The organism is Rhizobium sp. Rhizsp82 (genome assembly GCF_047325115.1).
Classification (GTDB): Bacteria; Pseudomonadota; Alphaproteobacteria; order Rhizobiales; family Rhizobiaceae; genus Rhizobium.
The window spans coordinates 1,191,353-1,204,356 of record NZ_CP168571.1; the positions used below are offsets into that span (position 1 = coordinate 1,191,353).

General features: G+C 63.2%; 11 protein-coding genes. 9 read left to right on the forward strand and 2 right to left on the reverse strand.

Going from position 1 to position 13,004, the window contains the following annotated elements:
- Entirely contained in the window at window positions 1–1,080 is a 1,080-nt protein-coding gene (locus ACEN84_RS29715) for a LacI family DNA-binding transcriptional regulator (protein ID WP_413711567.1), read from the reverse strand.
- A 170-nt stretch (window positions 1,081–1,250) separates the two neighbouring features.
- Here ACEN84_RS29715 and ACEN84_RS29720 point away from each other — a divergent pair, with 170 nt between their 5' ends.
- From ACEN84_RS29720 to ACEN84_RS29735, 4 genes are all read left to right on the forward strand, one after another.
- Window positions 1,251–2,234, forward strand: coding sequence for an ABC transporter substrate-binding protein (locus tag ACEN84_RS29720; RefSeq protein ID WP_199625364.1), 984 nt, complete (start codon window positions 1,251–1,253; stop codon window positions 2,232–2,234).
- 81 nt (window positions 2,235–2,315) lie between these two features.
- Window positions 2,316–3,809: a sugar ABC transporter ATP-binding protein gene (locus tag ACEN84_RS29725; protein ID WP_112712191.1), complete on the forward strand. Its 1,494-nt coding sequence runs from the start codon at window positions 2,316–2,318 to the stop codon at window positions 3,807–3,809.
- Window positions 3,810–3,816: 7 nt separating this feature from the next.
- The gene (locus ACEN84_RS29730; RefSeq protein WP_413711568.1) at window positions 3,817–4,812 is read left to right on the forward strand and encodes an ABC transporter permease; all 996 of its coding nucleotides are present in this window, start codon (window positions 3,817–3,819) and stop codon (window positions 4,810–4,812) included.
- Between the two features lie 10 nt (window positions 4,813–4,822).
- Window positions 4,823–5,806 carry an ABC transporter permease gene (locus ACEN84_RS29735; RefSeq protein ID WP_413711569.1) on the forward strand — a complete coding sequence of 328 codons (984 nt, stop codon included), beginning with the start codon at window positions 4,823–4,825 and terminating at the stop codon, window positions 5,804–5,806.
- Here the strand turns inward: ACEN84_RS29735 and ACEN84_RS29740 are convergent.
- Window positions 5,803–6,528 carry an SDR family oxidoreductase gene (locus ACEN84_RS29740; protein ID WP_413711570.1) on the reverse strand — a complete coding sequence of 242 codons (726 nt, stop codon included), beginning with the start codon at window positions 6,526–6,528 and terminating at the stop codon, window positions 5,803–5,805. The genes ACEN84_RS29735 and ACEN84_RS29740 overlap by 4 nt on opposite strands.
- A 236-nt stretch (window positions 6,529–6,764) precedes the next feature.
- On the opposite strand from ACEN84_RS29740, the gene ACEN84_RS29745 reads away from it, so the two are divergent.
- The 5 genes from ACEN84_RS29745 to ACEN84_RS29765 all read left to right on the forward strand — a co-directional run bounded on the left by ACEN84_RS29745 (window position 6,765) and on the right by ACEN84_RS29765 (window position 12,997).
- Window positions 6,765–7,823 carry a LacI family DNA-binding transcriptional regulator gene (locus ACEN84_RS29745; RefSeq protein ID WP_413711571.1) on the forward strand — a complete coding sequence of 353 codons (1,059 nt, stop codon included), beginning with the start codon at window positions 6,765–6,767 and terminating at the stop codon, window positions 7,821–7,823.
- Complete coding sequence (locus ACEN84_RS29750) at window positions 7,820–9,124, forward strand: ABC transporter substrate-binding protein (RefSeq protein ID WP_112712199.1); 1,305 nt, start codon at window positions 7,820–7,822, stop codon at window positions 9,122–9,124. Before ACEN84_RS29745 ends, ACEN84_RS29750 begins: the two co-directional genes overlap by 4 nt.
- A gap of 93 nt (window positions 9,125–9,217) precedes the next feature.
- Window positions 9,218–10,063, forward strand: coding sequence for a carbohydrate ABC transporter permease (locus tag ACEN84_RS29755; protein WP_076845981.1), 846 nt, complete (start codon window positions 9,218–9,220; stop codon window positions 10,061–10,063).
- Window positions 10,060–10,893 (forward strand): carbohydrate ABC transporter permease, encoded by an 834-nt coding sequence (locus ACEN84_RS29760; protein ID WP_130283643.1) that lies wholly within the window; start codon window positions 10,060–10,062, stop codon window positions 10,891–10,893. Before ACEN84_RS29755 ends, ACEN84_RS29760 begins: the two co-directional genes overlap by 4 nt.
- Window positions 10,894–10,906: 13 nt before the next feature.
- Window positions 10,907–12,997 (forward strand): ADP-ribosylglycohydrolase family protein, encoded by a 2,091-nt coding sequence (locus ACEN84_RS29765; RefSeq protein WP_413711572.1) that lies wholly within the window; start codon window positions 10,907–10,909, stop codon window positions 12,995–12,997.
- Window positions 12,998–13,004: the final 7 nt, after the last annotated feature.

Here is a 13,004-nt window from a genome sequence, read left to right on the forward strand (position 1 = left end):
CTACGATTTCTTCTTTGCCGTCGAAGTCCGAACGACCAGCGGACCGTCGACCTTGATCGTCATCGGCCGCAGCGACTTTCCGTGCACGGCCATGTCGATCAGCGTCTCGGCCGCCTTCTGGCCCATTTCATAGTTGGGCAGCACGAGCGTCGAGAGCGGCGGATGGGTGTAGCGCGCCAGCTCCTGGTCGTCGTAGCCCATGACCGAAAGGTCCTCCGGCACGCGAAAACCCTTCTCGGCCGCCGCCTCCATCACGCCGATCGCCATCAGATCGTTGCCGCAGAAGATCGCCGTCGGCGGGTTCGGCATGGACAGGAGATCGAGGCCCGCCTCATAGCCGCGCAGCGGCAACCAGTCGCCATCGCGCACCAGCGTCTCGTCGAAGGCAACATCGACGGTGGCGAGCGCCTGCTTGTATCCCTTCAGGCGATCTGCCGCCGCGTCCATCCAGGGCTCGCCATTGATGAAGCCGATGCGCCGGTGGCCGAGCGAGGTCAGATGCGCGGTCGCGGCAAAGCCCCCCGCCACTTCACCTGGAACGATCGCCATATGCTGGCGCGGCTCGGCATAGCAGTTCAGCAGAACGGTCGGGATATCCTTCAGCAGCTTCGGTACCTTGACCTTGCGGGTGAAGATCGTCGCGTAGATCACCCCGATGATCGAGGGATCGCGCAGCACGGAGCGCAGCACCGCATCTTCGAGATCCGGGTTCGACCGCGTCGCGTGCGCCGATGTCAGGAAGCCCTGCTCGAAGGCAAAGTCGCGCACGCCGTCGAGGCTGACGACAGGATGCGGGCTGGTGGAGATTTCGTCGACGATGAAGGCGATCGTGTCTTTTTCGATTCGTGTCTCGGGCGGCGCTTCATGACGTACACTTGGTAATTTATAACCAATTTTATGAGCAGCTTCCAAAACCTTGGCCTGGGTATCCGCAGAGATGCGCGACCCCGACATTTCATTGAGCACAAGCGACACGCTGGACTGCGAAACACCCGCAATACGGGCAACATCGGTCATTGTAGGCCGTCCAGCCTCACCGCGGCGCCCTGTTTCCCCGCCGCGGCCATTCTTCTTCGCCATCCAAATATCCTCCCGATGATTTGCTGCAGCGCAAACCAAAATTTGTGCAATAGCTCATAAAATGACGCTTGACTTGCTAATATTATTAGCTGCAAGATTAGCTCATGTGAAGCAGTTATTGCTCACTGCCGGTTGGGAAGATACCGGAAAATTCGGGAGGAGAAACTGAGATGTCCGCATTCTCACGTCGCACATTCATGCTCGCTGCAACCGCACTCGGCGCGGTCGCCGTTGCCGGCAGCGTTGCCATGGCAGAAGTCCCTGCGCTGAAGCACAAGGACAAGTACAAGGTCGGCTTCGCGCAGACCGAATCCAACAATCCGTGGCGTATCGCCCAGACCGAAAGCATGAAGGCGGAAGCTGCAAAGCTCGGCTATCAGCTGGTTTATACCGATGCTGCCGGTTCTGCTGCAAAGCAGGTCGCAGACGTCAACTCGATGATCGCCCAGGGCGTCGACCTGATCTTCCTGTCGCCGCGCGAAGAAAAGCCGCTGATCCCGGCCGTCAAGGCCGCTGAAAAGGCCGGCATTCCCGTCATCCTGCTCGACCGCAGCGTCGATCCGAAGCTCGCAAAGCCCGGTAAGGACTACCTGACCTTCATCGGCTCCGACTTCATCAAGGAAGGCCAGCGCGTTGCCGAATGGCTGGCGAAGAACGCCAACGGCAAGAAGAAGATCATCGAACTCGAAGGCACGACCGGCTCCTCGCCGGCCAACGACCGCAAGAAGGGCTTCGATGACGCGATCAAGGCCGCCGGCGGCTTCGAGATCGTCGCTTCGCAGTCCGGCGACTTCGCCCGCGACAAGGGCCGCCAGGTTGCCGAAGCGCTGCTTCAGGCCCATCCGGATGCCGACATCATCTACGCGCACAATGACGAAATGGCGATCGGCGCCATCTCGGCCATCGAAGCAGCCGGCAAGGTGCCCGGCAAGGACATCCTCGTCCTGTCGATCGACGGCGGCAAGGAAGCTGTCGGCCTCGTGGCAGATGGCAAGATCGGCGCTGTCGTAGAGTGCAACCCGCGTTTCGGGCCGAAGGCTTTCGAAACGATGGCGCGCTACGCCAAGGGCGAAAAGATCGAGCCGTGGGTCATCAACGAAGACAAGTTCTATGATGCATCCAACGCCAAGGCCGAGCTCTCCAGCGCATACTAAGCTCCCAAAGTGACCGCTCCGGCCGGTTCGGCAAACGCCGTTCCGGCCGGCTTTTCTTCTATAGATAATGGAGTGGTCGACATGCTTCTGTCGATGCAGGGTATCTCCAAGTCCTTTGCGGGGATTGCTGCGCTCCGCTCGGCTTCCCTCGATATTGCCGAGGGCGAGATCATGGCGCTCGTCGGCCAGAACGGCGCGGGAAAATCGACGCTGATCAAGATCCTCACCGGCGCCTATCAGCGCGACGAGGGATCGATCCGCTTCAATGGTGAAGATGTCGCCTTCTCGACGCCGGCCGAAAGCCAGGCCGCCGGGATCGCCACTATCTACCAGGAAATCAATCTGGCGCCGCAGCGCTCGGTCGCCGAGAACATCTATCTGTCGCGCGAGCCGAAGAAATTCGGCTTCCTAGACCGCCGCGCCATGCGCGAAGGCGCCCGCAGGGTGCTCGCCACCTTCAATCTCGACATCGACGTCGATCTTCCGGTTTCCCGCTTCAGCGCCGCAACGCGCCAGATGGTCTCGATCGCCCGTGCCGTCACCCAGAACGCGCGGCTGCTGATCATGGACGAACCGACCTCTTCGCTCGACGAGCGCGAAGTTGCCGTGCTTTTCGAGACGATCCGCACGCTTCAGAAAAGCGGCGTCGCGGTGATCTTCATCGGTCACCGCCTCGACGAGCTCTATGCCATCTGTGACCGCGTCACCATCATGCGCGACGGGCAGACGGTTGCCGTCAGCGCCATGAAGGACATCCCGAAGATGGAACTCGTGCGCCACATGCTCGGCCGCGAGCTTGCCGCCTTCGAGGCGCTGAGCCGCGATGCCGACAACGCGATCGAACGGCCCGTCCGCCTCGAACTCGAAGGTGCCGGCTCCGGGCTGCGCGTGCGCGATGTCGATCTCCTCATTCGCGAAGGCGAGATTTCAGGGCTTGCCGGCCTTCTCGGCTCCGGCCGCACGGAAACGGCGCGCATCATCTTCGGCGTCGACAAGCTGGAGCGCGGCAGCCTGCGTTTCGGCGGCACCGAACGCAACTATGCCGAACCGGCCGCGGCGATCGCCGATGGCATCGGCCTCGTCTCCGAGGACCGCAAGGTGGACGGCATCGTGCCCGACATGAGCATCCGCGAGAACATGACGCTGGCGCTGCTGCCGAAGCTGAAGAAGGCGGGCATCGTCGACCGCGCCCGCCAGGACGAGATCGTCGCGCGCTTCATCAAGTCGCTCGGCGTCAAATGCGCCTCGCCAGATCAGCCGATCAAGGAGCTATCGGGCGGCAATCAGCAGAAGGTGCTGCTGGCCCGCTGGCTCTGCACCGACCCGCGCGTGCTGATCGTCGATGAGCCGACCCGCGGCATCGATATCGGCGCCAAGTCAGAGATCCTGCGCCTGCTGCGCAATCTCGCGGACGAAGGCCTCAGCGTATTGATGATCTCGTCGGAGCTGGAGGAGCTGCTGGCCGCGGCCGACCGTGTGACCGTGTTGAGCGATGGAGCATCGGTGGCGGTCCTTCCGCGCCGGGAGCTTTCCGAACAGAGCCTTCTCGCCGCGATGGCGCATCAGGTAGATTGATATGACGATGACGGACACTTCCCTCAAAGCCGCCGCCCCGCCCCGGCCTTCCGCCCTGCAGATCGCCAGCCGCTACGGCACGTTCGCGGCCTTCCTGCTGCTGATCGCCGTCAACATCGTGATCACGCCGAACTTCCTCTCGTGGCAGACGCTGAACGTCAACCTGACCCAGGTCGCCACAATCGTCATCGTCGCGACCGGCATGACGCTGGTGATCGCGACGGGCGGCATCGATCTCTCTGTCGGCTCGCTGATGGCAATATCGGGCGCCGTCGCGCCGATGATCTTTCTCGGCACGCTTGTGCCGATCGACAATGCGGCGCTCGCCGTCGGCCTCGCCTTCGTGCTGCCGGTGATCGTCGCCATGCTCTTCGGCTGGTTCAACGGCTTTCTCGTCACGCATTTCTCGATTCAGCCGATCGTCGCAACGCTGGTGCTCTTCATCGCCGGGCGCGGCATCGCCCAGGTGATGACCAACGGCAATCTGCAGGTCTTCAAGAACCCGGCCTTCCAGTGGATCGCCATGGGCAATGTCGCGGGCATCCCGGCGCAGGTTCTGCTGATGGTCGTCATTGCCGCGCTCGCCTATTGCCTGATCCGCTTCACCGTCATCGGCCGTCAGATCATCGCCGTTGGCGGCAACGAGAAGGCGGCGCGCCTGACCGGCATTCCGGTGAAGCGGGTGAAGACGCTGGTCTACGTGATCAGCGGCGCGCTGGCCGGCATTGCCGGGCTGGTGGTCGTGGCCCGAAATTCCGCCAGCGACGCCAATCTCGTCGGCATGGGCATGGAGCTCGATGCGATCGCGGCGGTCGCGGTCGGCGGCTCGCTGCTGACGGGCGGGCGCGCCAATATCTTCGGCACGCTTCTCGGCGCCTTCGTCATCCAGCTGGTGCGCTACACGCTGCTTGCCAATGGCGTACCCGATGCCGCCGCCCTCGTCGTCAAGGCCGGCCTGATCGTCGTCGCCGTCTTCATCCAGCAGCGCGCCGACAAGACCTGAGGACAACAAGATGCTTTCCGCTCTCATCAAACCCTTCGCTCCCAAACCCTCAGGCGATCTTGCGCGTCTCGGTGTACTCATCGCGCTCGCGGCACTGATCCTGTTCGGCGCGCTTCGCTATGACAATTTCCTGTCGCCGTTCAATATCCTGAGCTTCCTGCGCTACAACTCGATGTTCGCGCTGATCGCGCTCGGCATGGCCTTCGTCATCATGACCGGCGGCATCGATCTTTCGGTCGGCGGCGTTGCCGCACTTGCAAGCGTCGTCTCGGCACTGGCATCGCCCTATGGATGGGCGGCCGGGCTTGCCGCCGGCATCGGCGCGGGCCTCGTCGTCGGCATGCTCAACGGCTTCGTCATTTCCAAGATGCGGATCCAGCCCTTTATCGCGACGCTCGCCGCGATGCTGGCGGCCTATGGCACGGCACTGCTGCTCGCCGACAATCAATCGGTTTCCGTCGATTACGACACCGCCTTCGTCTCTATCGGCCAGGACGATTTCCTGGGCTTCCCGATCCCTGGCTGGATCGCGCTGGCGGCCTATGTCGCCGGCTGGATCTTCCTCGAGCGACGCCCCTCCGGCCGCCATATCCTGGCGATCGGCGATGGTGAACACACGGCAGCGCTGATGGGCCTGAAGGTCAACCGCACGCTCTTTGCGATCTACGCGCTCTCAGGGGCGCTCGCGGGCCTTGCCGGCGTCATCCTCGCCGCACAGTTCGGCGCGGGGCAGCCGACGGAGGGTGTCGGCTGGGAGCTCTTTGCGATCGCCTCCGTCGTCGTCGGCGGCACGCTACTGACGGGCGGCTCCGGATCGGTCGGCGCCACGCTTGCGGGCGCGCTGCTGCTCGGCATGGTCTTCAACGTGCTGAATTTCGAAAACGGCCTCGGTTGGATTTCGCTTTCGGCCTATTGGCAATCGGTAATCCGTGGCGCCTTCCTGCTCGTCGTCGTCATCCTGCAGGCAAGGCTGACCGCAAAGTCGGCGACCTAGGACACCGAAAGACCACCATCAACCGGCAGCGACACGCCGTTGACCATCGCGGCGCCGTCGCTCAGCAGGAAGAGGATCGCTTCGGCCACCTCATCCGGGTCAAGGAAACGGCCGAGCGGGATGCGCGCCTTGACCGGATCGGCCTTCGCCGGGTCGCTCCATGCGAGTTCGCCCATCGGCGTCAGCGTCACGGTCGGGTTAACGCTGTTGACGCGGATGCCTGATGGCCCGAGCTCCGCCGCCATCACCCTGGTCATCGCATCGAGCGCCGCCTTCGAGGCGCAATAGGCCGTGTGATTGACGACGCCGCGCCGGGCCGCGTCGCTCGACACATTGACGACCGCGCCCTTGATGCCGCGCGCCAGCCAGTCCCTGACGACGATCTGCGATAGAACCATCGGCGCCACGGTATTGACACCAAGCACCCGGTTGAACTCCGAGAGTTCGCTGTTGACGAAACTCTGCAATGTCGTCGTGCCTGCGCAGTTGACCAGCAGGTCGATGGGAAGAGCAGGCTTCACGGCTGCCTCGATCTGATCGATGGCGCCGAGATCGGCGCAAACTGTCTCGCAACCGGTTTCCGACTTGAGGGAAGCGAGGTCATCGGCACTGCGGCTGAGCGCCAGGACCCGCGCCCCGCGTGATGCCAGCATCACGGCGGTTGCCCGCCCGATCCCCTTGCCTGCTCCCGTCACCAGAACGCGCCGTCCACTCCAGTTCATGCTCTTCCTCCGGATCATTTTCGATCGGGATCATGAAGGCTTGGCGGAGCGAAATCCACCTCATTCGCGCTTTCGCCGGAGAGAATTGCGCTGCCCGATCAACCCTTTCCCGCAGGACGCACAGCCACGGATCTAGCTGCCAGAAGCCGCCTCGCTGGGGATCATCCAAATATTGCTATTGACTAATTGATACGTAGCAATAATTTGTTGCTACGTATCAATTAGGGTTTTCTTGCGTGAGCGGGCGACGAATTACGCAGAAGGAAGTTGCAGAACGAGCCGGCGTTGCGCAGGCCACGGTGTCGCTCGTCCTGAATGGCGGACGCGACAAGGTGACCCCCGAAACGGCCGAACGCATCGAGGCGGCAATCTCCGAGCTTGGCTACCAGCCGAACCGCTTCGCGCAGGCGCTGCGCACCAAGCGCACCTATGTCATCGCCTGCGTCGTTCCCGATCTTGCCAACCCCTTCTACCCCTCTCTGGTCGTTGCCGTGCAGAAGGTGGCGCGCGCCGCCGGCTACGAAGTCGTCACCATCGATACCGAGGGCGAGCTTGCCAACGAGCGCCAGGTCATTCTCGCCGCGCAACAGGGCCGCTTCGACGGCGTTGTCGGCGTTTTCTTCAAGACCAGCGCGCGCGATCTGGCGCCGCTCGGCAAAAGCGGCGTTCCCGTCGTTCGCATCGAGGTCAGCCGCAAGACGGGCGGGCCGCTGCCGATCGACAATCTCTTCATCGACAATGTCGCTGCGGCCCGGGCGCTGACGCTTCACCTTCTGGAACTCGGTCACCGCTCGATTGCCATGATCGCAGCACCCGGCGGGCCGCAGCAGGTGCGTCTGCAGGGCTATCTCGAGGCGATGGCGACCATGGGCGCGGAGCCGATCGTGCTGGAAGCCGCGCACTTCACCCTGGAAGCCGGGCGCGAGGTCGCCGACCGGCTGATCGAAAGCGGCCGCTCCGTCAGCGCCGTCATTGCCGCAAACGACCTGATGGCAATCGGCGTTATGCAGGGTCTCTCGGCGAAGGGACTGTCGGTGCCCGGTGACGTCTCGGTTGCCGGCTTCGACGACATCCTGGCGGCAGCGCTCGTGACCCCGCCGCTGACGACCGTTGCGCAATTTCAGGACCGGATCGGCGCCCGCGCCGCCGAAAAGCTCGTCGAGCGCCTGGGAGGCGATGCCTCCGCACCGGGCGAGGCGGAGGAAATGGCATACCAAATCATCATCCGCGCTTCGGTCGCCCCGTTTTCGGCGCGGCCGGACCAAACGCATCCAGTAAGGGAGGAAATATCATGACCAGGCTGAAGCTCTTAGCCGCCACCGCATTGATCGCCAGTACCGCGCAGATGGCTGCCGCCCAGGAGAAGGTCTCCTGGTGGTACGAGCAGGCGACGCCCGACCAGCAGAAGCTGATCCAGCAGAACATCGTCGAGCCCTTCGCCAAGGCGAACCCGGATTACAGCCTCGTCATCGATTATCGCGGCAACGAGCTCGACAAGCAGCTGCGCGTCGCGATGCTCTCCGGCAACGGCCCCGACGTCGTCTATACCGCCGGCCCGAGCTATGTCGCGCCGATGGCCCAGTCCGGCCAGCTGATGCCGCTCGACGACTATGCCGCCAAGTACAAGTGGGAAGACCGCATCCTGCCGGTATTCCTGAAGATGGGCGAGTATAACGGCAAGATCTACGCGCTGCCCAAGACCTACGAAACCGTCGGCCTGTTCTACAACAAGACGCTGTTTGCCCAGAAGAACTGGCAGCCGCCGAAGACGCTGGACGAGCTGGAAACCGTCGCAGACGCCATGCTGAAGGACGGCATCACGCCGTTTGCCGCCGGCAATGCCGACTGGCGCGGTGCAAACGAGTGGTTCGTGACGCTGGCGCTCAACTCCGTCGCCGGCCCCGAGAACCTCAACAAGGCACTCCGCGGCGAGATGCCCTGGACGGCGGAACCCTTCGTCAAGTCGATCGACCGCCTGAACTCCTGGTGGCAGAAGGGCTATTTCGGCAAGAACTACTTCTCGATCGCCAGCGGCGAGCAGGCAGCCGATGCCATGGCATCCGGCAAGGCCGGCATGATGCCGACAGGCACCTGGCAGTTCCAGAACGTCGACACCTACGGCAAGAAGGCAGGCAGCGAAGCAGGCTTCGTCGGCTTCCCGAGCGCTTCGGGCGACCCCGTCTTCCCGCTCGGCATCGGCTCGACTTTCTCGATCGCCACCAAGGCCAAGAATCCGGATGGCGCCGCAGCCGCGATCAACTACGTCTTCTCGCCGGAAGTCTACGGCACGATGAACTCGGCCTGGCAGGGCGAGTGGAACATCCCGCTGAAGGACATCTCCAACGTCAAGATGGCAAGCGAAGTCACGCCGCTCTTCACCGAGACGATGAAGACCCTCTCCTCCGAGGTCAACGACGGCAAATACGGCTACACGACCTGGACCTTCCTGCCGCCGGCGACCGACAGCTATGTCATCAACGGCATCGAGGAAGTGTGGTTGAAGAAGACGACCACCGCCGACTTCCTCGCCAAGATGGACGCATCCTTCCAGAAGGAAATGAAGGCCGGAAAGGCGCCCGCCGTCCCGGCCCGTTGATCGCAACGACCGTGAGGGTGCGGTTCGCGCGCCCTCACCTCCCCGCTCGCGCCATCTGGCGCCCGGCGGCCCGATTGCCTCGAAAGGTAGATAATGCACCGACTTTACGTCTTGCCGACATTGATCATCAATGTCGTCATCATCGCCATTCCGGCGCTGCTGACGGTGGCTCTCGCCTTCTTTGAGTGGGACGGGATCAGTACGCCAGTTTTCGTCGGGCTCGACAATTTCCGCGCCCTCTGGGACGACAGCGTCTTCTGGACGGCGCTGACCAACAACATCGTCTGGACGCTGATCTTCCTGACCGTCCCGATCGCCATGGGCCTACTTGCGGCAACCATGATGCTTGTCGTGCGCCGCGGCTCGAACTTCTTCCAGGTCATCTATTTCCTGCCCGTCATCATCGCGACGGCGATCACCGGCCGCGTCTGGCAGGGCATGATCTATTCGCCGGTCACCGGCGTCACCGGCCTTCTGCAGCGCCTCGGCCTCGATATCGCCAACCCGCTGACCGAGACGTCGAGCGCGCTTTATGGCATCGCCGTCGTCGACCTCTGGCACTGGTGGGGCTTCCTCTGCGTGATCTTCTTTGCCGCGCTGCGCCAGGTCCCGGCCGAGCAGATCGAGGCATCGCGCATCGAGGGCGCCACCTTCTTCCAGACGATCCGCTACGTGCTGCTGCCGGGCATCATGCCGACGATAACGCTGATGATGATCATGACCGTCATCTGGTCGTTCCTGGTCTTCGACTTCGTCTACATCCTGACGCAGGGCGGCCCGGCCTATTCCTCCGAGGTGCTCTCCACCTTCGCCTATCGCTCGGCCTTCTACGACCTCGCGGTCGGCAAGGCGGCAGCGATCTCCGTGGTCATCAGCCTCTTCGGCCTCGCCGCCACGATCTTCTATATCCGCGCCCAAGCGACGGAGTTCGAACAATGAACATTTCAGAAAGCCGCCTCACCTTCGCGATCGTCTACATCACGCTCTCGGTGCTGCTGATCATCACGCTGTTTCCGATTGCGCTGACGGTTCTCAACGCGTTGAAACCATCCGCGGAGATCGTCCAGAACCCGCTGGCAATGCCTTCCGTGATCCGCTGGGACAACTTCACCCGCGCCTGGACGGACGCCAATTTCGGCACGACGCTGGTCAACTCCGCGGTCCTGACCGGGCTGACGATCATTCTCGTCTGCTCGACGGGCTCGCTGACGGCCTATGTTCTGGCGCGCCAGAAGATCAAGCGCTGGAAGGTCCTGACCTTCTATCTACTGGCCAGCACCACCGCGCCGATCCAGCTCTTCCTCTTTCCGCTCTATTTCGGCTTTGCCCGTTTCGGGCTGATCAACAACCCGATCGCCGTCGCCTTCATCTATACGGCCGTCTATTCGCCCTTCGCGATCATGCTGCTGCGCACCTATTTCCTCGCAGTCCCCAAGGAACTCGAGGAAGCCGCGCTGATCGACGGCGCAACCCATTGGCAGGTCTTCCGCCGCGTCTTCCTGCCGATCGTTTCGCCCGGCATCCTGACAGTAGCGCTGATCATCGGCCTCTATTCGTGGAACGAGTTCCTGATCGCAACGACCTTCCTGCAGGAACAGGACAGGCTCACCGCCGTCGTCTCCTTCTTCCTGCTCTCAGGCCAATACTCGTCCGACTGGGGTGAGATCATGGCCGCCGCCCTCATCATCATTCTTCCCATCGTAATCCTCTTCGTCCTGCTGCAGCGCCACTTCATCGAAGGAATGGCCGGCGGCTCGGTGAAGGGCTGACAAGGAGTTCCGCATGCCAATCCCCGCAGATTATACCAACCGCGTCTATGCCGGCGTTCTCGGCAAGCTGATCGGCGTCTATCTCGGCCGCCCTTTCGAGAACTGGCGCTACAAGGACATCCTGGAGAAGCTCGGTCCGATCACCTACTACGTCCACGACCGCCTGGGCGATCCGCTGGTCGTCACCGACGACGATGTCGCCGGCACCTTCACCTTCCCGCGCGCCCTCGACGATTACGGCATTTCGCCGGATCTCTCGGCCGAAGACATCGGCAAGGCCTGGCTGAACTACATCATCGAAGAGCGCTCGATCCTCTGGTGGGGTGGCGCCGGCAATTCGACTGAACACACCGCCTGGCTCAACCTGCAGCGCGGTATCCCGGCACCGGCATCCGGCTCGATCGAGGTCAACGGCGCGACCGTCGCCGAGCAGATCGGCGCGCAGATCTTCATCGACGGCTGGGCTCTCGTTTCCCCCGGCAACCCGGCGCAGGCCGCCAAGCTGGCGCGCGCTGCCGGTTCCGTCAGCCATGACGGCGAAGCCGTCAACGCCGCAGTGCTCTGGGCAGCGATGGAGGCGGAAGCCTTCGTCAGCAAGGATGTGAACCACCTGCTCGACACCGGCCTTGCCCATATCCCGAAGGACAGCCTGATCGCCAAGCTGATCGGCGATATCCGCAACTGGACCTCCGGCAATGAGGACTGGGAAGCGACGCGCCAGAAGATCGAGGACAATTACGGCTACGACAAATATCCGGGCAACTGCCATGTCGTGCCGAACCACGCGCTGATGATCATGGCGCTGCTGCATGCGCCGCACGATTTCCAGCGCGGCCAGATGATCGTCAACACCTCGGGATGGGATACCGATTGCAACGCCGGCAACCTCGGCTGCCTGCACGGGATCATGCTCGGTCTCGACGGCCTTGATGCCGGGCCGGACTGGCGCGGCCCGGTTGCCGACCGCCTCTACATGTCGACCGCCGACGGCGGCCGCTCGATCTCAGATGCCGCCGATATCTCGCTATGGCTTGCCAATCTCGGCCGCAAGCTCGCAGGCGAGACGGCAAAGCCGGCGCCGAAGAACGGTGCGAAATTCCACTTCGCGCTGCCGGGCTCCGTCCAGGGCTTCCGCCCGCAGGCCCGCCAGACGGCCCTCGACGGCCTCAAGGTCACCGGCACCGGTTCGGCTCTGGCGATCGACTATCTGGCGTTGGCGCCAGGCCGCGAGGCTGCGGCCACCACGCCGGTCTTCACGCCGCATGAAGTCACCAAGATGCGCACCTATGATCTGGTCGCCAGCCCGCGTATCCACGCCGGTCAGACGCTGCGCGCTACGCTTTCGGCAGAAGCCGGAAACAGTGGCACGGTCGAGGCCAAGCTCCGCATCCGCCACTATGACGGCAGCGACAACCTCGTCGATATCGACATGCCCGCCGGCAAGCTTCTCGGTCCCGGCGGTTCGGCGACGCTCGAATGGACGGTTCCATCGACCGGCCACCAGCCGATCGCCGAAATCGGCATTGTGCTGAGCGCCCCGCAGGGCCGTGCCAACGGCCGCGTGCTGGTCGATACCGTCACCTGGGACGGTTGCCCGGATGTGACCTTCCGGCGCCCGGAAGACGGTGGCGATTTCTGGCGCCGCGCCTGGGTCAGCAACGTGCACTTCTTCTCGAAGAACTTCCCGCAGGATTTCCGCATCAGCCAGAACCGCGGCGAGGGCTTGATTCTGCAGGGCACGCGCGACTGGACGGACTACGCGATCGAAGCCGACATGATGCTGCATCTCGGCGATCATGGCGGCCTGGTAATCCGCGCCGAAGGCCAGCGCCGCTATTATGCGGCCCAGGTGACGCGTCAGGGGCAGCTGCAGATCGTCTGCCGCAAGGACGAAAAGCAGACCGTGCTCGCCTCCACGCCGCTCCGGGTCGAGTTCGAGACGCGCTTCACGATGAAGTTCTCGGCCAAGGGCGGCAAACTTTCGGTGAAGGTCGGCGATACCGTGGTAGAGGCCAATGACCAGACCTTTGCCGGCGGCTCCGCCGGCCTGATCATCCACGAGGGCGCCCTGTCGGCCACGCGCATCCATATCGGCGCGGCATAAGGAGGAC

What these genes read in the sequence shown, in the direction of transcription:
- ACEN84_RS29760 (WP_130283643.1), top strand. Translation starts at nt 10,060, where the DNA reads ATGAACATTTCAGAAAGCCGCCTCACCTTCGCGATCGTCTACATCACG.
- ACEN84_RS29715 (WP_413711567.1), bottom strand. Translation starts at nt 1,080, where the DNA reads ATGGCGAAGAAGAATGGCCGCGGCGGGGAAACAGGGCGCCGCGGTGAG.
- ACEN84_RS29735 (WP_413711569.1), top strand. Translation starts at nt 4,823, where the DNA reads ATGCTTTCCGCTCTCATCAAACCCTTCGCTCCCAAACCCTCAGGCGAT.
- ACEN84_RS29720 (WP_199625364.1), top strand. Translation starts at nt 1,251, where the DNA reads ATGTCCGCATTCTCACGTCGCACATTCATGCTCGCTGCAACCGCACTC.
- ACEN84_RS29750 (WP_112712199.1), top strand. Translation starts at nt 7,820, where the DNA reads ATGACCAGGCTGAAGCTCTTAGCCGCCACCGCATTGATCGCCAGTACC.
- ACEN84_RS29740 (WP_413711570.1), bottom strand. Translation starts at nt 6,528, where the DNA reads ATGAACTGGAGTGGACGGCGCGTTCTGGTGACGGGAGCAGGCAAGGGG.
- ACEN84_RS29765 (WP_413711572.1), top strand. Translation starts at nt 10,907, where the DNA reads ATGCCAATCCCCGCAGATTATACCAACCGCGTCTATGCCGGCGTTCTC.
- ACEN84_RS29730 (WP_413711568.1), top strand. Translation starts at nt 3,817, where the DNA reads ATGACGGACACTTCCCTCAAAGCCGCCGCCCCGCCCCGGCCTTCCGCC.
- ACEN84_RS29755 (WP_076845981.1), top strand. Translation starts at nt 9,218, where the DNA reads ATGCACCGACTTTACGTCTTGCCGACATTGATCATCAATGTCGTCATC.
- ACEN84_RS29725 (WP_112712191.1), top strand. Translation starts at nt 2,316, where the DNA reads ATGCTTCTGTCGATGCAGGGTATCTCCAAGTCCTTTGCGGGGATTGCT.